Genomic DNA, 23,749 nt, shown 5'->3' with positions numbered 1-23,749 from the left:
ACAGACAAGGAACGCGATGTATATTTTTGGTTATGGCAGCTTGATCAACTCATCTTCACGCCAGCTTACCGGTCAGACTGGGCAAGCGATCCCTGCGATTGTTCATGGCTTAATTCGCCATTGGAGCAAGATCGATGACAGTTATGTTTTATCACCTTTGATCGTCAATCTCGGCAAGGGACAGGTGAATGGTGTGTTGCTTGAGGTGGATGATATTGCACTGGCTGAGTTTGATCGCCGTGAGCGAGGTTATCATCGAATCGAATTAAAGGCCTCTCAGATAGAAAGCCAAAATGAGTTCAAACAGGATCAATCGATCTGGGTTTACATCAAAGACGAGATTGAGGCTCCTTGCGAAAACAGCCCTATCGTTCAAACCTATGTCGACACGGTATTGGCAGGATGTTTAGAGGTGTCTGAAAGCTTTGCGGCGCACTTTGTTAAACACACACAAGGTTGGCATCACCCATTAGAAAATGATCGCCACCAGCCTAAATACGGCAATCTTGCTGGGGTTTCCGATCACCACCACAGTGTAATTGATGGCTTGATACTGACTGTACGCACAGCTAGCTGATGTTACTTGTTAATAAAGGTACATAGCGAGTTAATTTAGGTTAGTGAACACATTGGGACCACCAACCTAAAGAGAGCTTAAACGACTAGAATCTGTCAAACCCTAGGGGTTAATACTTCTAATTTTGACAACGAACTCTCTGGAATATTCGTATCCCACTGATAATCTCTTAAATAGCCTAACTGTTTTGAATTGGTATTAACTTTCCCTAACTGACTCCACAGTCGATTAGCATAAAAGGCATAGCCCAGCTTTATTGTATCTCTGATTAAAGCCTCTAACTCGCCTTGGTTTTCCGCCCCAACCACTTCGTTCCACGGAGTAAAAGCGGTAATTGGATAATCTAGCTCTGTAACGGGGTTATCTAGTTCGCATCCATGATGGATAACTTTTCTAAGCCCTATTTTTTGGTTGATTTGTATTTTAACTCTGCGTGTTATGCTAGAAATCCGCCCTAGATCAGCATCGTTGATACGCCTTTCTTTTTGGGCTAAAGCAGTTGATACAACACGCGCTGCTGACTTGAGATTTAAAGGTTTTGAGTGTGAGAAACTGCTTAAATGTGGTAGCACACCAAACAAATCATAATCAGCGGTTAATGGTACACAACTATCAAATTCAGCTAGAACAAGGAGCTCCTCAATAGATTCGCCATTTTTTGTCATAACCCAATAGCCATGTTTCAATTGCGGAAGATTCTTGAACATCACCATTAAATTCTTTTGATGATTTCGATACCGTATAGGATAGTCACCAAAAGGCATCATTGCATTTGGATATAGAACGAAATCGTGGTGAGGCTTTCCATGGTTAGTCACATGAATAATCCCCCGATCTTTAGATACTATATGCAGCATTTTGTCTTTAATTAAAGAATTCAGACGCTCGTTTGATATCAGTAGTGGTACAGGTTTGGCAAACCTATCCCGTATTGACTCTTTAACTTTACTGTTAAATTTTACAATTTCCTGAGGGCTTTTCTTAAACAGTTTACTAAATTTTTGGTCACAGCAAATAAAGCCTGATTGAGGTCCCCAGTTCGATGATTTTCCTTTCACATGTAAATCTTTTGTAGCGTAGCCTTCCGCAATAAGCGAAGTCGACAATTTATTTACAGGCCGAACTAGGATAATGCAATTGTTCTGGAATGCAGTTTGGATAATTAGATCTTTATGCAGAGGCACTATCCCAGATGGCTCTATTGCTGCATCGCCTTTATACATAATGTCATCGACTCTAGATAAATTCCTATTAGCCACAATCTATACTAATTTCAAAACGAGTGAAACATTCAGCATACACTTACAAGATCGAGCCACGATATCAATAAGCCATCATGCGTTAGTTAAAGGTTAAGATGATCTCAAATCGCCCAAGTCAGTGGGGTAACAACTGATTTCGAACAAAAGAAAAAGCGCTAGGGGGAGCTAGCGCTTTAAGACCAACTAAGTCCGTTTAGCCTGGTAGTTTTTTTCAGCTATATCATTAGGATATAATCAATTTTTTTACTTAGGTAAATCAAAAAGCCTATTCTTTACGACTACTTTTAGTCGTAAATTAAGTATAGTCGGGTTCTTATAATAAGCCGGATTTTTCTAAAAATAATTCGCATAAAATTAATGACCAAACAACGGCTGCAACTATGCAGCAACCACAGATGAAACGGCTTGTGTAAAAAGCTTTCTAAGTAGCTTATTTTTATCATCTAAATGCTTAGCCTTGCGATAGATGAGCTGTATATCAAAATCAGGCACATCGATAGGTGGCTCCACTGCTACCACGGTATCTTGGTCTTGAGTATCATTGCGTGCCACCAGTTTGGGGACGATACACAATAACTCCCTACCCCGTATCAAACGTTTTACTGTTAAAAAGTTGCTTGAAGATATAGCCACTTTTCGGCTGAAGCCTAATTCAGCCAAACGTTTATCGACGCCAGTCTTTAAAGACCCAGCAGGAGAAACAAGAGCATGCTCGACAGCAACAAACTGTTCTAACGATATCGGCCCCTCAATAGATACAACCGACTTGTCGAATAAACAGACATGTTGCTCTGTGTACAAATGCGTGGTTCGATATTGCTTTGAGACCTCACCAAAACTGCCTATCGCCATATCAAGCTTGGCGTCTTCAAATACTTGCTGATAGTTACTCCGGTTTACATTGAACAGCACGACTTGCGAATTAGGAGAGGATTGCTTGATGAGGTCAAACAATGCTGGCGCGAACATCTGCTCAGCATAATCGGTAAGACCAATCTTCCAAGTCCCTTTATAAGTCGCGGCATCAAACGATTTAGACAGTAACACCTCTGACTGGATGGTATTGAGCAGAGCTTCTACCGTACTGGACAGTTCAATGGCTCGATCGGTTGCTTCCATCTTACTGCCCACACGCTCAAATAGAGGGTCATCAAACAACTTTCGTAGCCTTTGTAAACTATGACTCATCGCTGACTGGCTGACATAACAACGTTCAGCGGCCTTGCTCACACTGTTTGTTTTATATAGAGCTTGCAGTGCAATCAATAAGTTAAGGTCAATTCCTTTCCAGTTAAAATCAGCCACAAATCAATCCCATATCATTCATAGTTATAATTAAAACAATTAATTTGAATCATAGTTCAACTCCACCTAAATTACGCTAAACATTTATCTGGAATCGATCATGCTTTCAATTTTTAAAACCTTTTTCTGGCTTGGCTGGATTAGCTTTGGTGGACCAGCGGCACATATTGGCTACTTCCGTAAAACCTTTGTTGAGAAACTGAATTGGTTATCCGACGAAGAGTACGGGCAAATTGTCGCCCTCAGTCAATTTTTACCGGGCCCAGGCTCAAGTCAGGTTGGCTTCGCAGTTGGTTATAAAAAAGGTGGCTTAACGGGGGCGATTGCTGCATTTGTAGGCTTCACCTCCCCTTCAGTCATCCTAATGTTAATATTGGCCTTAGTGAGCAACCAGCTGTTGGAAGCACCGCTTTTCATTTCAATAATCCACGGACTTAAATTACTCGCCGTTGTGGTTGTGGCTGATGCAACCTTTGGTATGTACAAAAACTTTTGCCAATCGAAGATAGCGACCGCCTTATGTGTCATTACCGCGATTGTTCTACTTTTGATTCCTGGGATCTGGCCTCAAGTTTTAGTACTTCTATTTGCAGCAATCATTGGCAGTAAGTTCTTAACCTCGCAAGACTTAAAAACAACGCCTTCGACACATAAGATATCCATAACGCCGCTTGTCATTTTTGTAGCACTATTGGTTGGTTTACCACTGTTTAGTGCATATTCTCAAGGCATCGAAGTGTTTGGTTTATTTTACCAAGCAGGCAGTTTGGTATTCGGTGGCGGTCACGTGGTACTTCCGCTGCTACAAAATGGTATTGGCGACCAACTGTCTCAAGATACCTTCCTAACAGGCTATGCCGCTGCGCAAGCGGTTCCTGGCCCAATGTTTACATTAGCCACTTATCTAGGCTATGTGTTGATGCCATCGGCACCGATTACAGGTGCACTGCTCGCAACAGTTGCGGTGTTCTTACCGGGTTTCTTATTGCTACTGGCTGTACTGAAGAATTGGCAGGCGATTGCAAGCAAGCCTTTGGTAGCAGGCGCTCTTACTGGTGTGAATGCAGCAGTTGTTGGTCTATTGCTTGCGGCCCTGTATCAACCCATCTTCACAAGCGCAGTGAGCAGCGGCATAGACTTCGCTCTGATCATTGTTGGTGTGTGGTTATTAAAAACCGTAAAGGTCCCGATTGTAGGGTTAGTGGGTGTGTTTATGTTGTTTGGCGCAATTACAGGTTTGACGATCTAAGCAATCAATTAATAGACAGACAAATAAGAAGTGAGAGGTTTGATCGCTTACTTCTTGTTTTCCCGCTCTTCTTTCAAAAACTAAAAGCATCTTTTACTTCCTATAGTGGTTTAACCCCGTGGAAGTTAAAGAACAAATTGCAATCAATAAGCGGTACAAAGCTCAGCGGCCAAAATGATTTTTGGTGTTCAGGAAGGTAATACCTTAAGAAAGCGATTAAGTTATTACATGGATTGACATGCTCTCTCGCCATAATGTAATCGTAATGCCACCCCTTCTGTAAGGCGTGTTTTCTTGTCGTCATATAACGGCCGATTTTCCAAGCGATCCCAGGATCGGTAGGAATCAAAATAGACAGAGTACCTCCAGGCTTTAACACTCGTAACCACTCTTTGATCACCAAGTGAGGCTCGTATAAGTGCTCCAATATATGAGTTGCGATCACGCGATCAAAACTATTGCTTTCAAAATCTAACTCACAAGCATTAGTTACGTTAAAAGTGAGTTTGTCATAAGAATTGATACGACTGAGTTGCTCTTTTGCCACCTCAAGAGCCGCAACATCGCCATCACTCACGATATACTCGTCAAAGGTGTGTTTGACGTGCAGCAAGTGTTCACCTGTACCGGAGCCCACTTCTAACACTCTCGAAAAGTGTTCACTTTCACCAAATGGCTTTTCACATGCTATGTGGCCAGCTCTCATCACATAACCCGTTGTATTGCCGTTATAAACTCGCTCATCATATTCGTCACTGAAACGGGACAAATAATCGATCCACTCTTTGTCTTCATCCTTGCTTGTTCTCATGCTTGATTCCTATTCAGATAGCGTTTTATCACTCGTTCTTAATATAGAAAGAATCCTCATCTCTCGCCTACCTCGTGATACGTTGTCGAGTATCAACCCACAGAAAAAAGACATCACCGCTATCAACGCAATTGAGCTAGACAAAATCGCAGTAGGCACCCTTTCGACAAGCCCAGTATCGATGAAGTCGATGATAACGGGGATTCCTAAAACCAATGAAATGAAGCAAAGCAACATAGACAACACGCCAAAGAAAAACATTGGCTTTACATCTCTCAATAAGAACAAAATGAAATTGAGAATTTTGAGCCCATCACTAAAGGTATTCAATTTGCTGGCTGTGCCTTCAGGCCTTGATTGATATTGCGTCGAAACTTCTTTGATTGGCATATTATGATGTAGCGCATGAACGGTAAGCTCTGTTTCTATTTGGAAGCCATCACTGAAAATGGGTACGGTTTTGACAAATCGATGGCTCATAATTCGATAACCAGAAAACACATCACTCAATTGAGCATTGAATGCTAAATTAATCAGCGATGAAAACAGTTTATTTCCTAGGATATGCCCTTTGGGATAAGCCATTGAAGCTCGCTCTCGACTTCCAATAATCATATCGAGTTTTTCGTTATCCAATTGTTCGATCAGCGCAGGGCATATTGACGCATCGTAAGTGTCATCACCATCAGCCATCACATAGATATCAGCATCAATATCAGAGAACATTCTCCTGACAACCTCCCCTTTACCTTGGCGAGGCTCATGTCGAACAATAGCCCCAGCTTGCAAGGCCTCGTTTACCGTGTTGTCGGTTGAGTTGTTGTCATACACATAAATAGACGCATCAGGTAAAGCCTGCTTAAAAGACATAACTGTCTTTCCGATAGCACCCGCTTCATTAAAACATGGGAGTAATACTGCAACTTTTATACTATTCATAAACTCTCCCTAACCCTAAAGATTCGGTAGCCATCAGGAACATCGTCATATATGGTCTCCAACCAGCCGGGAACATTTGAGCTGTATAATTTGTTTATAAGAGCCTCTTCACTTGCTGATTTTTTCAAAACCATTAAGTGGGCGTCATTTCCTATAACAATATAATCAATGTTCTTAGCTTGGATTTCGTCCTTGGCTAAACTCATATCCCCCTCTAACATAACCTCTATAAGGAATTGATTGCCAACGATATTTCTATGATAAGGGGCTGCAATTATGCGGTTATTAGTGTGGGCCAATACAGGTGCCCCCGTCTCAATTCCTGTTAGAATAACCTTTGATTCGATGCCCTTTTCTTCCAATACTCTAAATAGAGTTTTTTTGTCATTTTCAACCGCATTTCTTTCGAAGTCATCATTACCAACCGCTATCACTAGAAATGCCATCACTAATGGAGCTCCTAACAATATAATTAACACTTTAAATATTGAATATTTTACAAAATCAGACAATCTTATAACTACGTAAGCCTGAAAAGGGCTTGATAAAATAAAACATAATCTTATCACCCTAACCTGCCAGAATATGGCAAGGAATAAATTCAATAAGAAAATAATATACAAGATTGTACAATGATGATTGTTAACTCTAAAAAAAGGATACAATAAAGCAGGAATGACCAGTAACACATAATTATCAATAGATAATAATCCATTCTCACTTATATACTGAAAAATTGATTTAGCTTCAGAAACATGGTCAAGCCAATAAGTCTGAAGTATAGGTGGATAATCGACAAACAAAGCACTGGTAATATTTGGATATAACAAAGCTACTGGAGTAATATATCCAACACCCAATATAACAAACACAAACGAACGCAACCCAAAAGGCCAGCTATCAAATTTAAACCAATTGTAATTATTAACAAAAGCCCAACCAACAAAAAACAAAACCACAATAACAAACGACACTTCATCGTACTTAAAATCAAAGAACTCATTATAAGGTCTGTTTAATAAAACGGAGATAACAACTGAAACACAGCAGAACAGATATAGCCTTGATACATAAACAAACCAAATCTTGCTAACAAAAAAACAATACACAGTGTAGACGATAAAAAAACTCGCAAACAAAAGGATATTGTCTAACCCAGTCCATAACGACAATGCCAATAGAATAGATTGAGCATACACTCGCCATAATTGATTAATTTGACTTACAGTTATAGGTGTTAAAGATAGGAACAAGATAGCCAAAATAAGCTGAATATTATGGTGATCTATGGAGCCAGGAATAAAATGCATAACCGATGGGGAAAACAGAGCGAACATCATGCTCAAAAACCGATAGCGCTCTCCGAAGTAATGGTTACATAAATAGAAGCATGACAGTGAATAGAGGAGTAGATAAAGCAAAGGTACAATAGAAATAGACAGTGAATAAGCGGTACTTTCATCCACAACAAACAATAAAGGATACGCAATAACAGAAAGTATCAGATCGGGGAATCGGGACCAATGGATAACAATACCATCAGCGGCATTGAAGTTATCCATTGGTTTTAGATACCAGCGCCCATTATTCATCCAGTCTTGAAATTGAACAAAGCGCATGTAATCGTCATTATCATTTAAAACCAGTGTTGAGATACTCTCCCATTTATAGACAAATATCGCAGTCGCACACAGCAGCCAAACAACAGAAATAATGATGATATCTTTATTAAAACTTTCACTCTTAGGCAAGATGAATATCCTTTTCATTAACCCAAAGATAATAATTTAAGTCGTTACTGCTCCATCTCTCTTACCTCTGATAAGGCTCTACTTAAGTTGTCGTTGGCTACTTTATAATAAGAGGCTTTTTTATCGATAGCTTGTTGTAGATAGGGAATAGCTTCGTCAGGCTTACCCTGCAAAATTAAAAAATAACCGACATTATTCAAAGCTTCAGGAGCTTCCATGTGTCTCATAAAAACGTTGGTTGCCTTTTTGATATCCCCGGCAGCCAAGTAAATAAGCGCAAGGTTGTTTTGAGCCTTTTCATTATTAGGTTCTATCTCTAAAGCCGAACGAGTGTATTGATACGCTTCCTTGTAATTGCCATACATGTAATGGGAGTAGCCCATATTCAACAAAGCTTTAACTGAACTCTTGTTTATTGTCAGTGATTTTTTAAAGTACTCTTGCGCGATCTGGTGTTTTCCATCGACATCTTCCAGCACACCTATCCCCATGAAAGCTAATTCGGGAGACATGCTATCGACCTTCAAACTAGCCACTTCACTTTGAGTTAAGGCTTGGTAATTTGTAATCGTTTCACTACTTTTTAAACGAACTTGATCTGCATTAATCGCTTTAAAGAAATAACTCCGCCCTTCCTCTTTGCGACGCTGCTTTGTATACAAAACACCCAATTGCTCTAGGACTTCGGTATGTGCAGGGTTAAATTCTAATGCTGCTAAATAAGCTTTCTCGGATAGTGCATAGTTACCACGAGATGAATGAATTTGGCCTATAGTAAAAAGCGTTTTATCGTGAAACTCTTTCTCAGGAAAGGATAGAGAGCGAATATATTCATAAAGGGCCAAATCGATATTGTTATCCCTCAATGCTACATCACCACGCATAATGGCTTCTTTCTCACTCAATGGAGGGTCATCACTGCTTAAGGTATCGATTGGTTTACCTGAATACAACTCGGCATCAAATTGGTTTGTCGGCTCATCCGAGGATGCACAACCAAGAATAACGAACACTAATAAAGCTAGAAAATACCTACTCACTCGTATCATAAACTTACTCCTGGTGCACCAAGTGCATCAATAACAATAATGATCCCAGGCCCTAACGCGACAATGAAAAAGCAAGGCCAAATAAACAACAACATAGGGAACAACATTTTAGTCGGTATCTTGGCCGCGATTTCTTCAGCAGCTTGCTGACGTTTATCTCGAAAATCTACCGTATAATCACGAAGAGTCTGCGCTAAGCTCCCCCCCATTCTCGATGCATGAGAAAGCAAAGAAACCAACCCCTCTAATTCGACCAACCCCGTCCGGTCAATGAACTGCCTCAGCGCATCTGGCATGGTGACACCTGCTTGTATCTTGGCAAAAACAGTCTCCAATTCATCGGCTAACTCTGGCTGAGAAACATAAAGCTCAGAAGCAACTCGTCCAAGTGCTGCATTAAAGCCTAGACCAGATTCCGTACAAACTACAAGAAGATCAAGAGCATCAGGTACACCATTTCTAATTTTCTTCTGACGCTCTTTTTGCAACTTGCTCAAGATAATATTGGGAGTGAAAGTCCCAAGAAAGACGCAGGTCATGATCAATAAATTATTGTAGCTACCACCGAATGAGATGTAATAAACCATAAAGCCCGCGATGATACCGACCAAACTCGATAACACTTTCAATGCATAAAAAACCGATAACGCATTTTTTTCATGGAAGCCTGCATGCATCAACTTTTGTGAGTAGGTTTCATTATCCTTTTTATTACCTTTACTAATAAAAGGACTCAGCGACTCCAACGTATTAGAGAAGTCATAAGGCTTTCTATTATTGGGTGAACCCGTTTCTGATATCTGTTTGAGCTTTTTATCTAAAGGGGATCGGGTTCCCAAAATAAACAACCCTAGAGTCAATGTTAACAAAATGGTGGTAAGCAAAATCATTACGTAGATAACCATCTGAGAGCTAACTCCAAAGTCCGCTAACATTTGCTTCCAAACTTCAATGTTTAATAATTCCATAGGTTAAATCTCTATGCTGATGATTCGCTTAATCCATAGGGCTCCGATCGCTAAAAGTACAATACCAACACTGACCATTGAAACGCCGCGAGGGTCATTATAAAGCGGCTCAATATAATCTGGATTCGCCACTTTCAAAGCAAAAAACAAACCAAATGGGGATAAGGTTAATATCCATGCTGATAGCCGACTTTCAGCAGAAAGCGTTTTTATTTTCCTTTCTAACTTAAAGCGAGATCTGAGAACTTCGGATACTTTTTGAAGATTTTCGGAGAGGTTACCCCCTGTTTCTTTCTGCAACATTACCGCACTAGAAAAAGCTAACATTGATACGGTGGGGACACGCTCAGCCATCTGTAAAATAGCCAAACGTAAATCGTAACCATAGTTAAGTAGGTTATAGGTATTTTTAAACTCGGCACCGATAGGGTCAGGGAGTTCTTCACCAACCTCATTGAATGATTGAATTAGCGGCTGCCCAGCTTGTAATGCCCGTCGAATAATATCCAACGCTTCAGGGAGCTGCTCTTCAAATCGAGCCATTCGATAACTCACTCGATTTTGCACATACAGATAAGCAATAACCCAGACAGCAATGAATGCCGTTAGGCTAATGAACCACTCTTGTTGAGTCATTATTGATATCAGAGTGAGCGACACACCGCATAGAGCAACAATGAGTAAAAAGCGGCTTAGCGAAACTCTAATACCGGCTAACTCCAACATCCGTTTTAAGCCAGAAAAATAAGGGATAACGATGAGCTTGCGATCTAATGGGGATAAGTCTTTATTATAATGCTCTTTGAGTAGCGACAAGCTCTCTTCATCGATATTACGTTGGGTCTCTTTCAAACGTCGAGAAAGCTCTTTATGCTTAGCTTTTTTCCCCGCAGCAGGCAATAACAAAGCTTGGGAGATAAAAAGCACCGCAATGAATAATAGGCCGAGTGAAACACTTACATTATCCATAATCTCTCCTTAACCATGAGTCTCAGTGAAGAGCTCGAAAGGCAGATCGAGTCCACGTTTAACTAACTGGTCATGATATTGAGGTACGACCCCCGTCGCAGTGAAATAGCCGATAATATTGCCATCTTCATCAATACCTTTACGTTGAAAACGGAAAATTTCCGACATGGTAATCACCTCCCCCTCCATGCCGTTGATCTCTTGAATGCTCACCATACGGCGCTTACCATCTTCTTGTCGTTCCATTTGGACAACAAGGTGAATAGCCGACGCAATTTGGGCTCTTAAGTTTTTGGTTGAAATGTTCCAACCAGCCATAGAGAACATGTTTTCAACACGGCTTAAAGCATCTCGGGGGGTATTGGCGTGAATAGTCGCGAGAGACCCATCGTGACCAGTATTCATTGCCGCCAACATATCAACGGCTTCGCTACCACGCACCTCACCAACCACAATTCGGTCTGGTCGCATACGTAAGGTGTTTTTTACCAACTCTCTCTGACTAATCTCCCCTTTCCCTTCTAAGTTAGCAGGGCGGGTTTCTAGGCGAATAACATGGGGTTGTTGAAGTTGTAACTCTGCAGAGTCTTCTATAGTAATGATTCGTTGGTCTCGAGGGATGAAACCAGAAAAGATATTCAGTGTGGTTGTTTTCCCTGACCCCGTCCCTCCTGAAATCAAGATATTAAGTTCTCCTTTCACGGCAGCTTCGACAAACTTAGCCATTTGAGGCGAGACGGAGTCGTAGCTAATCAAGTTATCCATCGTCAAACGATCAACGGCAAAACGACGGATTGAAACGGAAGGACCATCAAGAGCCAGAGGAGGGATAATGGCGTTAACACGTGACCCATCAACTAAGCGCGCATCTACCATAGGTGATGCTTCATCTATTCGACGCCCTACCTGACTGACTATGCGATCAATAATGTTTCTCAGATGACGGTCATCCAGAAAAGTGTATGGCGTTTTTTCGAGTTTACCCCTTCGCTCAACGTAAACACTTTTAGGGCCGTTGACTAATATATCGGAGACCGTTTGATCGGCTAATAGAGGCTCAAGCGGCCCAAGGCCAAAAACCTCATCTTCTATCTGCTTGATAACCCGCTTACGCCCTTCAGCACTGAGCGCATGGCTCCCATCTTCAGCCATTAATTGTACGATGGCTTCATGTAGATCTAGCTTAGCTCGCTCTTTTTCCAAGCTTGAGAGTAACCCCAAGTCTAGTGTTTCAAGGAGCTGCTTATGGAAAAAGTGTTTTATTGATAGCTCTTGTTCCAGAACTTTGCGAGCTTCATCAATCGCCTTTTCTTTTTCTACATGAGCTTCTGCACTTCGAGTGTGGCTAGTCATCTCCACGCTTGATAAACGTTCAACAGGATTGGCATCTTCTGAATCATGCGAAATCTGTTCTACTCTTTTTTCAAACTCTGGATTTACATTTTTTCGTTTAAAGAACATCACAATCCCTCGCGTTTACTTGTTATCAACCCATTATGAAAACAGCTTTTTTAGCCACCCTTTCTCTTCCTGCTCTGGTGGTGAAAGAATATGCGACAAATCGATAATAGAGCGAGTAATGGAGCTTTTCTTTCTCGACTGAACTAGCGGTTGCCCCAAGTTGGCACTCTCTAACGCAACTTTGAAATCATTCGGCATCAGGTGTATGTTGTGATTCCCCACCGCTTGCTCAATATCTTTCAACTTAATTGAGTGCCGCTTTTCATAACGGTTCAGAATGACCTCGATTGAATCACTTTGTAAGCCGTATTCAAATTTCAGAGACTTAATGAGTCGACTTGTGTTTTTGACTGACACTAAACTCTGTTGCAAAACAAGAAGCACCTTTGTTGCTGGTGATATTGCAGATGCAAACACATGGTCTAGCCCTCTAGAGAGGTCAATGATCACATAAGGATAAAAACGGCGTAATATAGGAAGCAATCGGCCTATTTTCTGTGCCTGTTCAAAGTCATCAGCATTGTTCTCATGCTTAAAGCTTAGAACATGTAAGCCAGATTCGTGCTTATTTACCAAAGTTCCCAACGATATTTCATCTAAGTCATTCGAACTATTGATCGCATCCGAAACACTATAAGTAGGAACAATATTTAAATAATCAGGAATCACACCAAATTGAAGGTCGATATCAAGTAGCAAAACCTCACCGGGATGCTGACTGGCCATCTCAATAGCGGTATTCAACGCCAAGGTGGTCGCCCCCATTCCCCCCTTGGTGTTTAAAAACAGAATAAACTCACCGTAGCTTGAATTCTCAAGCTTTTCGGCCGCCGTTTTCTTGAGCAGTGGGAGCAAATCAGAAAGCGTCACGTTGTGAGATAAGAAATCAGAAGCCCCTAGACGCAGCGCGATTTTTAATGAGCCATTGTCACTTTCATCACCGAGTACAACTAAAGATAAATCTTGTTCTTCTAGCGATAGATCATAACCCTGTAGCTCAACCATTTTTTGAGCCCAGTTGCCATGTGCTTCAACAAAAATAAGTTCTGGAACATCGGCACTTTTTAAGTACTCTTCACTCATTGCTCCGAGAGAAAATGATGTCACATGCACATTTCGACATTTCTTCAGCTCTTGACTCATGTGTGAGAGAAAACCCTCAGTACTGTAGATCAACCAGACTTTTAGGTTTGTTCTCAAACGCGTAATATCGTTCTCATTAGGCGTGATTTTGATCGCTTCCCCCATACCGCTACTCCTGTATAAAATAACTTATGGACACCGATTCCGAGTTTCGGAGTCCGCCCTTACCACACCTAAACTTTCTGCAGGTAAGATGGTTTCAAATGAGGGAGCGGCCAAGTAACCACCCGTTCCTAAAAAACTCAAATTATCGATTAGTTGAATTCCGTACCCTGTCGCTCGCGCCCTTACAAATTTAATGCTGCTAAATACCGGATCCGTATCATAACCAGATGTAATTTCATTCCCGCTAACATCTAAATAGGCAACTTCCAAATTCGCCGCGCTAAAACCAACAAGAGGGAGATCAGCTACAACCATTCCTGCGATATTATCCCTATCTGCAACGTAGCAAACCGTGGCTAACCTTGCTGCTTTTCTGGTCGCCTCACTCACCATTTGAAGCGAAAATATGTAAGCACCCAGCGCTAAAATAAGGAAAACCAAAAGAAAAACGAGCCAAGACACTATGGTAAATTCGATAATAGCGATGCCTTTAATGCGCCCTTTGTACCGTTTCATCACAACACCCTCATTATCGAAGAGACACTAATCGGAATAGAAAAGCTCGCCGAGGAAAACGGGATCGACACAAAGTGAGGAATATAATTGTAGGTCACACTCACACGCACATAGCTGTCTGTATTGGGTGGACTAACTGTCACGTCAGAAACAACTAAATTCGACAATAGCGCTGTTCCTGCGGTGTTTTGACCATAAACCACCACATTCTGTATTTCTGACGACGGAGCCAGCGTTCCACCTTTGGTTCCATAGACCTCACTAACCGCATAGCGGGCGCCATTTTGAACGGATTTAGATATCACATTGTAGTGAATCATCATATTGCCTAACTCAAGCACTAATATAAGGAAAAATAGCAATACAGGAGTCGCGATTACCATCTCGATAGCAGCAAAGCCACGATTAGATTTAATTAAAGGTTTCATAATCAAGACTCCCCACTATCAGGATCCTTATACAAAACAATCTTATAAGTTCCTTCCGTTGTTGATTCTGTACTGCCTGAACCACCAACAACACTACAGGAGTGAATAAATTCACCAAAGACGGCCGGCGTACCTGAGTTATTAGTTGGTGCTTTTTGCAACAAGAAAAAACAACCAATTTTATTCACAGTAAAGTCAGTGGCACCGCCACTTTTACCTGAGCAATCCATCATAGGTATCGGTAAAATACGACGCCAAGCAACACCATTAGCGGCACACCCTGAACCGTTATTTGCTATACATGCGTTGGTATCAGCTTCATATTGCGCATAGTTGTAAGTACCATCAAAATCGATATCTCCAGTACTAGCGTCAATCGTAATCTCATCGCGAGGCTCTGTAGTTACATAGTCAGAAGGGTAATCTGATGCTGATAAGCCACCACCGTAATCACCAAAACGAGTATTCAAACCATCGCCTGTTGGGCCAACCGTGCCGCCAGGTTTGGTCGTGATATCTTCACCAATTTTAACAGGTTGGTCATAACTACCACCTAACCCCTCTTTTATAGCCTTACCACCAGACCCAAAGTCTAATAGATGATAATTACCGTTACCCATTTCAGATAAGCTACTGTCACCCACCTTCAATGCATGGACAGTCCCGACTTCATAACCAAACACGCTCGTTATTGCATCGCCTGTAACGTCATGATATCCATCTTCAGGATCGACGTCGTTATCCGAAGTTCCGTCACCAATACAAACACCAATTGGCACAACGTTATTAACAACCTCTTGCCCAGAGCTTGGCCCAGCGACGGCACTTGCTGAAACCTCTTTTACTAATCCAAACATTTGAATAAAGAATTCATCCATATCCAACGAATCAACTCGAACGCGCACATATACATCATCGTTTTCACCGAAGGTGGCTGTGCCAGTAAAATCCTGAGGATCGTTAGAGTAATCAATGTTTATGGAAGCCGTGGTAAAATCAATCTCATGATTCCCTGTTGACCCTGCCATTGCATTTAGCGCAGTGACTATTTCAGCATCCACCGCATCTTTGTCTTTACTATTGTCCAGTATGGTTGCCGCAGCTAACGCCGCTGAATCTACAGCATTTTGTAAGCGTGTTTTATTAACCAGCATATGGTTAACGTCTACAGCCAACGCTGACACCCCTAAGAAAACAAGCAAAGCAGCGGTAACTAATACGACAACTAAGCCTTGCTGTTTTCTGGGACTTTTTGATACTCGATACAACATATGAGTACCTCCAGATTTAGTTAAATTCTTCTAAGATCTGGCTACTACTTCCAGACAGTTCGTTTTCACCTCTGCCTACATATCTATCGTAACCAGTCTGCATCCGCTCCCCCGTACCATCCGGTACCACGAGTAAATTCTCTTGGGTCGCATTAGGGTTATACGTTTGTTCCGTTTTTACGAGTGCTACCGAATGCCCTAAACGAGCATCATTAGCACAGCCAACTAACACCATTACGAGAAAGACCATCATTATTCTAATCATATCTATCTCCTTATAAATCATGTCCAAATGAGCCTTCGCTACCACCATCTGTTGGTGATATTCCCTGTGAAGCTTGAGATTGCTCTGAATCCGATTCAGACGGTTCAGCGATATAAGCGCTTCGACCTAATAAGTAATATTCCAGATCATTCGGGTCAACAAAGGCGTCTGTTGGTAACGTTACTTTACTTCGGTCAATAGGACTCGCAAGTCGAGGGGTAACAAGAATGACAAGTTCTGTTTCACCAGATACGTACTCTTGACTATTAAAGAGTTGCCCTAAGATGGGGACATCACCAATACCCGGCATTTTGTTACTCACATCCCTAACGTTCTCGCTGAGCAACCCAGCAATACCAATAGTTTGTCCGTCGGCCAGCTCAAGCGTCGATGACGCGCTTCGACGAGTGATTGGAGGGATAAAGTAGGTCGCATTGGTTGTTCCAGGATCAATCGTTAACGAGCTACTATTGGCAATTTCACTCACATCAACAGCCAAGTTTAGGTTGATCTTTTTATCACTCAGAACTGTGGGAATGAACTTTAACCCAACCCCATATTCTTTATATTCAATCGTAATACCGTCTTCATCTGGCACCGGGATAGGGAATTCACCACCCGCTAAAAATTCAGCCTTAGAGCCACTTAATGCCGTTAAGTTAGGTTCTGCTAAAACTTTCGCCACACCATTCTGTTTTGCGACATCTAGGGCGAATGTAAACAGGGTATTACTATCAATAAACGAGCCTAAAATGCCGTAATCAGTAGAGGTTGGAATATCAAAGATTGGCGTAGCCCCTAGAACACCAGCAGGAACTGACGACGCCCCCCAAGAAATATTCGATCCGCTCGTTTGGAAGAAGTGAAAGTTTGCATCAAATTTTCTCACCAAGCTTCTTTGAACCTCGGCAACCGTCACTTCCAACATAACTTGTTGAGCACCGCCAATAGACATCAAGTTGATAACACCTGTCGCTGCCGCTTGCTCGCTACCACTTTCCTTCGATTCATCAGCTGTTTCACCCGAAGAGTAGGTTTCTGCTATTCGCATCGCTACATTCATTTGTTGCTGATTACTCACCTGCCCACTCAGCAGCAAGCGATTCTGAGCACTGTGCACCTCAATAGTTTCATCAGGAAGAAACTCATATAACTTCGCTTTTAAGCTATTAAGATCATGAGTGACTTCGATGTTGATCGATTCAATCAGCTGGCCACGGGAGTCCCACGCCATTAGGTTAGTAGCACCTAATTTTTTTCCGATTAAAAACAGCTCGCTCGATTTCAACATCACAATATCAAGTACATCAGGATCACCAAGCGACACTTTGCTCGCTTTCCCTGACAACACCACATGTGTTGATTTGTGATGAGGAACCGTTACCGTTTTACCCGTTTGTAGAGCAGCAAAGCTCAGTGTAGAGAAACAAACAAAGCTCAAAATACACGTTATTATTATTTTCATAACTCACCTCAATCCTTGACGCGAACACTAGATGCTTGAGTACCTTTAATGATCGTCACACTCGGCTTAGGTACGTATCGACGAACAACCTTTTTCTCAACTTCATGTGGGTTTCTCAGTGTCAGTTGAATACTGCCTTTACTCTTCGCTGTTAAAAGTTTTTCAGCATCTTTAGGTGAAACCTCTAATGTCACAGCTCGTACGATAATAGGACTGTTTTCATTCGTTTTTGCCGTTTGGTCTACTGCCAATACCTTGATATCTTTCAACACGGTACGCGTTGCTGCTGAAGTTTTGCTATAAGAAACGGTGCTAAGTATGTCAACTTTATTACCTGGTAATAGAAAACCAGCCACACCAATAACGTCATCCACTCGTATTGTTACCGCACGTTTATTCTCAGGTATTAATGCAGCAAGCGTTGAGCCTTCTCCTGGAATAGTAAAACGCATTTTATGAAGCACTTCTCCAGCATAAATAGTATTGGCCACCACTTTGCCAACCAATTCAGAAGCATCGGAAAAATTATTTTCATTAATCCAATCAACTTCCATCAACTTTGTCGCTAAGAACTGTTCCTCAATAATGGTTCCAGCTTCAATTTCTTGTGATGCCACCACGACTGGATGACGCTCCACAGCTTCAACTTCAACGGTTGGTTGAACTTGATCTTCCATCCACTGCTTAGCAAAAAATACAGCCGCTAAGCCAAATACTACGGACAGTAAAAACAGTAGGAAAACTTGACTCTTATTCATTATTTTCTTCCTCGTGTCCATCAGAGGTAAAATAGACTTCCCATGCCATGGAAAGAATATCGAAGGTAATAACAGGCGGGAGTTGTTCAAACGAAAGAATATCTTTGCTTATACCAACGAGATCTTTCGGTAAACATGGGAAAAGTGGCACCTTAAGAAGCGTGTGCATTTGAGACAAACGCTCAAAGAATCCATCTTGAAGCTCTACTTCTTTATCAGCAACGACGCTCATCCATAAAGCTTCATAGTCTCGTTGGTTAAGTGGCTTGAATTCAATCTTGTAACCTAAACGACGCAAAAAGGCAGGGTCGCTTATTTTCTTGGGATTTAGATTGGTAGAGAAGGCCAGCGTTAATACAAATGGCATCGTTATCTGCTGACCATTAGGCAGCGACAAATAATCGAATGAGTACTCCATCGGTACTATCCAACGGTTAAGAAGCGCATCCACAGGCATGGGCTGACGACCAAGGTCATCAATGATAAAAATCCCATTGTTTGCCATCATTTGAACTGGTGCTAACCAGACTCGACTATTTTCTGAGTGATTAACTTCAAGCATATCCATCGTCAGTTCTCCCCCAACTTGGATATTGGGTCTTTCACAATTAAGCCAACGCTTGTCGTACTGATCTTTGAGGGAAATACTTTGATCGCTGCCGTTACTATCCAACGGTTTATGATGTTGCGCCGAGAACACCTTGATAATGTTACCCAGAGCATAGACGGCATAAGGGATAAACACAGAGGTATGTAAAGCATTCACAATACGGCTCGCAACAAATGTTTTCCCCGTTCCTGCATGTCCATACAGCAACAAAGCACGTCCCGAATTGATTGCAGGCCCAAGTACTGAAATCATTTTGTCGACACCATATACATCATTCAGTGCCGCCTCGACATGTGGCCGAGTTACTAACTCAGCTCTCAAGTCTTGTTGTTTTACCACCTCACTATATTGGGTAAGCGAAACCGGTGCGGGGCCTAAATAAGCATCACGCTTGAAAGCAAGATCCGCTTCTTCAAGCCCTTTTTCTGATAGTGAATAACGAACATGACTATGCGACACAGATGAGAGGGAAATATCAGAAGTAGGCTGAAATACTTCGATTAGTGACTTCTTTCTTAAAACAGCCAAAGCGCTTTCTACAATATGAGTAACAACACATAAATAATTAGAAAGCTCTAAAACATCCGATTTTGGGTAAGCCGACAAATGCTTAAGTACAAGGTTTTCAATAACGACTTCAGGAACACCCAACATATCAAGAGATGTAGGGACGATTGGGGCTGAAATTTGTGGCTTCAAGGTTGTTGGAGCAGTACGCCCTATAATATCCATATATTATGTCTCCCCACAAAGCTAACCAACAACAGATTTAAGTAAAGTAGCTATACATCGCTAACCCTATAACAACAGAAGGAGCAAAAGGCATCGTTACTTTATTTGAATACCGAGTATGTAAATTAGCTGTTTTATCAATGACTGGTGCAGCTCCACCAAGCACAATTATCTTATTTTCAAAATAGCTTTTAATACTAAAACAGCTCGAGTTGGACAGGTTGTATAGCAGGTAGAAAACCCCAACAACTCCAGAAGAAACCAAGATAAAGCACGATGCATCGAGTAATTGCCCCCACCCCAAATACATTCCTACAACACCTAATAACTTCACATCCCCTGCAGACATTGCTCTTAAAAAATAGAATAGCAATCCAAAACAAAAGAATACGACCGACCCAAATAAAGACATTAAGAAACTATCAAAGGTGTAATTGCTGTTGAACATTGATAAAAAATAGAAAAACAAAAAAAGAATCAATATTTTGTTTGGTATACGATGTTTCTCAACATCGTATACCGATACAGCAATTAGCAATGCCCAAAAAACAGAAGGCTCATTAATCATAATTTCAATTCATACGCTCGATATAATACTTTGAAATTTACTCACTAATGTCGTAGCCATTCCAGAGAAAATTAGCCCGACAAAAATTATGAGTGAGGCAGCACCAATGACATACTCAATAGTCGTTAACCCCTTTTGCTGTCTCACTCTCCGAGCAACCATGGCAGTAATCATTAAATACTGTTAATGATATTATTAAGCTTAGCGGATAGGGCGGCCCCAAAACCAGTAAATATAGTGGTCAAGCCTAATACCAGTAACGCTGCACCAATTACATACTCGATAACAGTCAACCCTTCTTCATCTTTCATGAATTCTTTACAATTATTCAAAAACTTATCCATGAGAACCTCTCCTTGATTTACGTATCAGACTTTGTTTGCCTGTAAAGTAAATCTAGAGGTGAGAGATATATTTGGTTAGGATTTTTTTGCCATTTACTTGCACTTTTTTGTGGTACTTCTAATCTAAATATAAAGCTTCATTAATTAGCCACTTTTAGACTAAAAGAGAATATGAAATGCATTGGGTATCTGTATGAAAATAGTAACCCCGTTATTATCGGATAAAGAGAGTGATTTCAACTCCGTTATTATCAATAAAATAAGTCACTATTTCTCTATTGCCAACTTCAAACAAGACATATCTATAATCAGTAACTTAGACGTCAGACTGGTATTTTTCATTTTGAATACCCCTGATAAAATCCAACTACTTACCATGGCTTTATCTATTTGCGAAAATTTGAACAAAAGAATTGTTATTATTTGCTCTGACCCGTTACCTAATATCGTTCGAAATCATAAGAATATATTTTTCATCATAGAAACAAACAGTAATCATCTGACCAGTCAATTCGAAGAGCTTAAGGCTAAGACACGGCATATGTTCGAGTCCCATTTCGATATCGACAGAGACACAAACAATAACAACCAGCTTCCTGTAAAAGCCTTCACATCCGAAGTCGTTAACTTTGTGATGGACAACATCAACAAAGAAATCAGAGAAACAGAGATCGCCGAGAAATGTCACTGTTCAACCACCTATTTTTCTAAAAAGTTTCATCTACACTTTGGAGTAAGCTTTAGAGACTTCGTGTGCGATAAACGCATTCTACTTGCCAAAAAGTTAATCGAAGCAGATACCGAATCAAAAATTGCTGTCATTGCGTATCAATGTGGATACAAGGATGTGTCATATTTCTCGAGAATTTTTAAGAAACGGACTGGAGTAACGCCTGCAAGTTACAGGCGAGCCTGCACAGATAACGGAAAACAAAGAACATAAACGCTAATTTTACTCCCTAAAAGAAAAAATCATGGTACATTTAACATGATTTTAACAAAAATAACTTAGCGAAAAACATGGAGTTAGACAATGATTCAGCCTAACGAGTTTAGCCAAGAACAAGCAACAGCTCTCCCTACACCCAATGACATGATTTTAAAATGGGCAGAAGAACGCCCAGATGAAGTCTACTTAAAGCAAATTATTAACCGCCAATTTGTTGAGTTTACTTATAAAGAAGTGGCCGACAAAGCACTAAAACTGGCGTCAGCATTAGAAGGACTCGGCGCCCAACCTGGCGATCGAGTCGCTCTCGTATCGAAAAACTGTGCAGAGTGGTTTATCTGCGATCTTGCCATGATGTTAGGAGATTTTGTCAGCGTCCCAATCTTTCCAACAGCGGGTGCCGATACCATACAGTACTGTATTGAACACAGTGAAAGTAAAATTGTGATTGCGGGTAAACTCGACGATCCTAAGGCCACTCAAAAAGTACTGGATGATAATCCAAACTTGGTGAGTATCTCACTTCCCTACGATAGCGCAGCGAAGTGCCAACATACTTTCGAACAACTCATCGATACCCATGAACCCTCAACCAAGCGTCCTCAGCATCACGATGATAAAGTAATGTCGCTTGTTTATACTTCGGGTACATCAGGGCTACCAAAAGGTGCGATGCTCACATACGGCGCCTTTACGTGGTCAGTTCAACGGTTGATCGATCATATTGGTATCCAACCCGGTGATCGCCTGTTCTCTTATCTACCGCTTGCCCATATTACAGAACGCGTTTACATCTTTGGCTCATCGGTAATGGGCGGTATAGTCACTGCTTTCCCGGAGTCTTTAGATACCTTTATTGATGATGTAAAAATGCATCGCCCTACTCTATTTATTTCAGTTCCTCGCTTATGGACTCTGTTCCAGCAACGAATCCAAGATAAGCTTCCGCAGAAGAAACTGAATTTCTTACTTAAGATTCCGTTTATCAACAACATCATTAAGAAGAAACTGGCTGATGGCCTAGGGTTAGATCAAGCACGCGTTTTGGGATGTGGTTCAGCTCCGGTATCACCGGCTCTACTCGCATGGTATGAGAGTGTTGGCCTACACATTACCGAGGCTTGGGGAATGACTGAGTCTTTCGCCTACAGCACGATTAATCACCCGTTTAGAGCCGACAAAATTGGTACTGTGGGTAATGCTGGTCCGGGCATCGAACTCAAAATTGCAGAAGATGAAGAAATTTTGGTTCGAAGCAAAGGTATGTTCTCTGGTTATTACAAAAATGACATAGCCACCCAAGAGTCTTTTAACTCTGAGGGATGGCTTCATACTGGCGATATTGGTGATATCGACAGCGAGGGCTACCTAACGATCCGGGGACGTAAAAAAGACACCTTTAAAACTGCGAAAGGTAAGTTTGTGGCTCCAGTGCCAATCGAAAACAAACTGTTTGAATACAGCCGCGTAGAAATGATGTGTTTGATCGGCTTAGGCTTACCTGGTCCTATCCTACTCGTGGTACCGCATGACTTCCCTAATTTTGATCAGGCTCGTTATGAAAGAACAAGTAAACGTGTCATTGAAAAAATGAACGAACAGTTAGCCTCGCATGAGAAGATCAAAGGGGTACTGATGATTAAGGAACCGTGGAGCATCGACAACGGTGTACTTACCCCTACTCTCAAGATAAAGCGACATATCCTTGAGCAGAAATACCATGAAATCGGTCATAACTGGCCGAAAGATAAATTGGTGGTTTGGGAAGAATAGCTATCGGACCGGAATGAAAGATAACGTTAAGGGTGAGCTGAAAAGCTCGCTCTTTTCATTTCTTTGAATAATCAATTGTTCACACTGTTTAGCAAGGAAAATTGCCTGCTCATCCATAAAGTGAAAATGTTATACTGGGAGTAACTAAATCGCGAGAATCCCTCATGACACAAGAAAACAACCCACTTCATGGTATCACTCTACAGAAGCTACTGACTGAATTGGTTGAACATTACGGCTGGGAAGAGTTGAGTTACATGGTGAACATCAACTGCTTTAAAAAAGACCCGAGCATTAAATCGAGCTTAAAATTTTTGCGTAAAACAGATTGGGCTCGTACCAAGGTAGAGCAGATTTACATCGACTTAAAGCGTTAGTCTCTCTGCTTCATCAGTCCCGTGTTGATTAAATACGGGACAACCCCTGTGTCTACTTTTTAGGGGCCACATCAGTCTCCTATTTCTCGCATCTCGCATCTCGC

Annotated in this window: 24 protein-coding genes; 5 read left to right on the top strand and 19 right to left on the bottom strand. The window is 41.3% G+C overall.

All coding sequences use genetic code 11. The features are described 5' to 3' along the window. Positions 1–16: 16 nt before the first annotated feature. Positions 17–577: a gamma-glutamylcyclotransferase family protein gene (locus tag AB4407_RS14615; RefSeq protein ID WP_372121079.1), complete on the top strand. Its 561-nt coding sequence runs from the start codon at positions 17–19 to the stop codon at positions 575–577. Positions 578–672: 95 nt separating this feature from the next. Here AB4407_RS14615 and AB4407_RS14610 read toward each other — a convergent pair whose 3' ends face one another. Together AB4407_RS14610 and AB4407_RS14605 are read right to left on the bottom strand one after the other, a co-directional pair. Further along, positions 673–1,800, bottom strand: a complete 1,128-nt coding sequence (locus AB4407_RS14610; protein WP_372121078.1) for a CyaA/EF/ExoY family adenylyl cyclase toxin — start codon at positions 1,798–1,800, stop codon at positions 673–675. A 417-nt stretch (positions 1,801–2,217) separates the two neighbouring features. After that, complete coding sequence (locus AB4407_RS14605; protein WP_372087899.1) at positions 2,218–3,144, bottom strand: LysR family transcriptional regulator; 927 nt, start codon at positions 3,142–3,144, stop codon at positions 2,218–2,220. A gap of 100 nt (positions 3,145–3,244) precedes the next feature. Between AB4407_RS14605 and chrA the strand changes: the two genes are divergently transcribed. After that, positions 3,245–4,393 (top strand): chromate efflux transporter, encoded by a 1,149-nt coding sequence (chrA, locus tag AB4407_RS14600; RefSeq protein ID WP_372121077.1) that lies wholly within the window; start codon positions 3,245–3,247, stop codon positions 4,391–4,393. Between the two features lie 100 nt (positions 4,394–4,493). Here chrA and AB4407_RS14595 read toward each other — a convergent pair whose 3' ends face one another. The 17 genes from AB4407_RS14595 to AB4407_RS14515 all read right to left on the bottom strand — a co-directional run bounded on the left by AB4407_RS14595 (position 4,494) and on the right by AB4407_RS14515 (position 20,546). Beyond that, positions 4,494–5,204 (bottom strand): class I SAM-dependent methyltransferase, encoded by a 711-nt coding sequence (locus AB4407_RS14595; RefSeq protein WP_372121076.1) that lies wholly within the window; start codon positions 5,202–5,204, stop codon positions 4,494–4,496. Positions 5,205–5,213: 9 nt separating this feature from the next. Next, a complete protein-coding gene (locus AB4407_RS14590; protein ID WP_017096776.1) occupies positions 5,214–6,143 on the bottom strand; it encodes a glycosyltransferase family 2 protein in 930 nt (309 codons plus the stop codon). Next, positions 6,140–7,912, bottom strand: coding sequence for a hypothetical protein (locus tag AB4407_RS14585; RefSeq protein ID WP_372121075.1), 1,773 nt, complete (start codon positions 7,910–7,912; stop codon positions 6,140–6,142). The genes AB4407_RS14590 and AB4407_RS14585 overlap by 4 nt, the downstream gene beginning before the upstream one ends. Positions 7,913–7,938: 26 nt before the next feature. Then, positions 7,939–8,943 (bottom strand): tetratricopeptide repeat protein, encoded by a 1,005-nt coding sequence (locus tag AB4407_RS14580; RefSeq protein ID WP_372121074.1) that lies wholly within the window; start codon positions 8,941–8,943, stop codon positions 7,939–7,941. Beyond that, positions 8,940–9,911: a type II secretion system F family protein gene (locus AB4407_RS14575; protein ID WP_012604666.1), complete on the bottom strand. Its 972-nt coding sequence runs from the start codon at positions 9,909–9,911 to the stop codon at positions 8,940–8,942. The genes AB4407_RS14580 and AB4407_RS14575 overlap by 4 nt, the downstream gene beginning before the upstream one ends. A gap of 3 nt (positions 9,912–9,914) precedes the next feature. Next, complete coding sequence (locus tag AB4407_RS14570; protein ID WP_372121073.1) at positions 9,915–10,880, bottom strand: type II secretion system F family protein; 966 nt, start codon at positions 10,878–10,880, stop codon at positions 9,915–9,917. Positions 10,881–10,889: 9 nt separating this feature from the next. Next, complete coding sequence (locus AB4407_RS14565; RefSeq protein ID WP_372121072.1) at positions 10,890–12,341, bottom strand: CpaF family protein; 1,452 nt, start codon at positions 12,339–12,341, stop codon at positions 10,890–10,892. A gap of 33 nt (positions 12,342–12,374) precedes the next feature. After that, positions 12,375–13,589, bottom strand: a complete 1,215-nt coding sequence (locus tag AB4407_RS14560) for an AAA family ATPase (RefSeq protein WP_372121071.1) — start codon at positions 13,587–13,589, stop codon at positions 12,375–12,377. Between the two features lie 24 nt (positions 13,590–13,613). Continuing rightward, positions 13,614–14,105: a TadE/TadG family type IV pilus assembly protein gene (locus tag AB4407_RS14555; protein ID WP_269335709.1), complete on the bottom strand. Its 492-nt coding sequence runs from the start codon at positions 14,103–14,105 to the stop codon at positions 13,614–13,616. After that, complete coding sequence (locus AB4407_RS14550; RefSeq protein WP_029223775.1) at positions 14,105–14,533, bottom strand: TadE/TadG family type IV pilus assembly protein; 429 nt, start codon at positions 14,531–14,533, stop codon at positions 14,105–14,107. The genes AB4407_RS14555 and AB4407_RS14550 overlap by 1 nt, the downstream gene beginning before the upstream one ends. Before the next feature lie 2 nt (positions 14,534–14,535). Then, positions 14,536–15,804 (bottom strand): TadE/TadG family type IV pilus assembly protein, encoded by a 1,269-nt coding sequence (locus AB4407_RS14545; RefSeq protein ID WP_372121070.1) that lies wholly within the window; start codon positions 15,802–15,804, stop codon positions 14,536–14,538. A gap of 16 nt (positions 15,805–15,820) precedes the next feature. After that, a complete protein-coding gene (locus tag AB4407_RS14540) occupies positions 15,821–16,090 on the bottom strand; it encodes a hypothetical protein (protein WP_029223092.1) in 270 nt (89 codons plus the stop codon). Continuing rightward, positions 16,080–17,534: a type II and III secretion system protein family protein gene (locus tag AB4407_RS14535; protein ID WP_012604674.1), complete on the bottom strand. Its 1,455-nt coding sequence runs from the start codon at positions 17,532–17,534 to the stop codon at positions 16,080–16,082. Before AB4407_RS14535 ends, AB4407_RS14540 begins: the two co-directional genes overlap by 11 nt. Positions 17,535–17,542: 8 nt before the next feature. Next, a complete protein-coding gene (gene cpaB, locus AB4407_RS14530; protein WP_372121069.1) occupies positions 17,543–18,292 on the bottom strand; it encodes a Flp pilus assembly protein CpaB in 750 nt (249 codons plus the stop codon). Further along, complete coding sequence (locus tag AB4407_RS14525; RefSeq protein WP_012604676.1) at positions 18,285–19,634, bottom strand: ATPase AAA; 1,350 nt, start codon at positions 19,632–19,634, stop codon at positions 18,285–18,287. The genes cpaB and AB4407_RS14525 overlap by 8 nt, the downstream gene beginning before the upstream one ends. A gap of 37 nt (positions 19,635–19,671) precedes the next feature. Beyond that, positions 19,672–20,202, bottom strand: a complete 531-nt coding sequence (locus AB4407_RS14520) for a prepilin peptidase (protein WP_372121068.1) — start codon at positions 20,200–20,202, stop codon at positions 19,672–19,674. Between the two features lie 173 nt (positions 20,203–20,375). Beyond that, positions 20,376–20,546 (bottom strand): Flp family type IVb pilin, encoded by a 171-nt coding sequence (locus AB4407_RS14515; protein ID WP_012604678.1) that lies wholly within the window; start codon positions 20,544–20,546, stop codon positions 20,376–20,378. Between the two features lie 193 nt (positions 20,547–20,739). On the opposite strand from AB4407_RS14515, the gene AB4407_RS14510 reads away from it, so the two are divergent. From AB4407_RS14510 to AB4407_RS14500, 3 genes are all read left to right on the top strand, one after another. After that, positions 20,740–21,489 (top strand): AraC family transcriptional regulator, encoded by a 750-nt coding sequence (locus tag AB4407_RS14510; RefSeq protein ID WP_012604679.1) that lies wholly within the window; start codon positions 20,740–20,742, stop codon positions 21,487–21,489. Positions 21,490–21,579: 90 nt separating this feature from the next. Further along, positions 21,580–23,268 (top strand): AMP-binding protein, encoded by a 1,689-nt coding sequence (locus AB4407_RS14505; RefSeq protein ID WP_372121067.1) that lies wholly within the window; start codon positions 21,580–21,582, stop codon positions 23,266–23,268. Positions 23,269–23,432: 164 nt separating this feature from the next. Beyond that, positions 23,433–23,645 carry a VF530 family DNA-binding protein gene (locus AB4407_RS14500; protein ID WP_017106559.1) on the top strand — a complete coding sequence of 71 codons (213 nt, stop codon included), beginning with the start codon at positions 23,433–23,435 and terminating at the stop codon, positions 23,643–23,645. Positions 23,646–23,749 lie beyond the last annotated feature (104 nt).

The organism is Vibrio sp. 10N.261.46.E11 (genome assembly GCF_041472735.1).
Taxonomy (GTDB): domain Bacteria; phylum Pseudomonadota; class Gammaproteobacteria; order Enterobacterales; family Vibrionaceae; genus Vibrio.
This window is presented reverse-complemented; position numbering and strand designations above follow the sequence as displayed.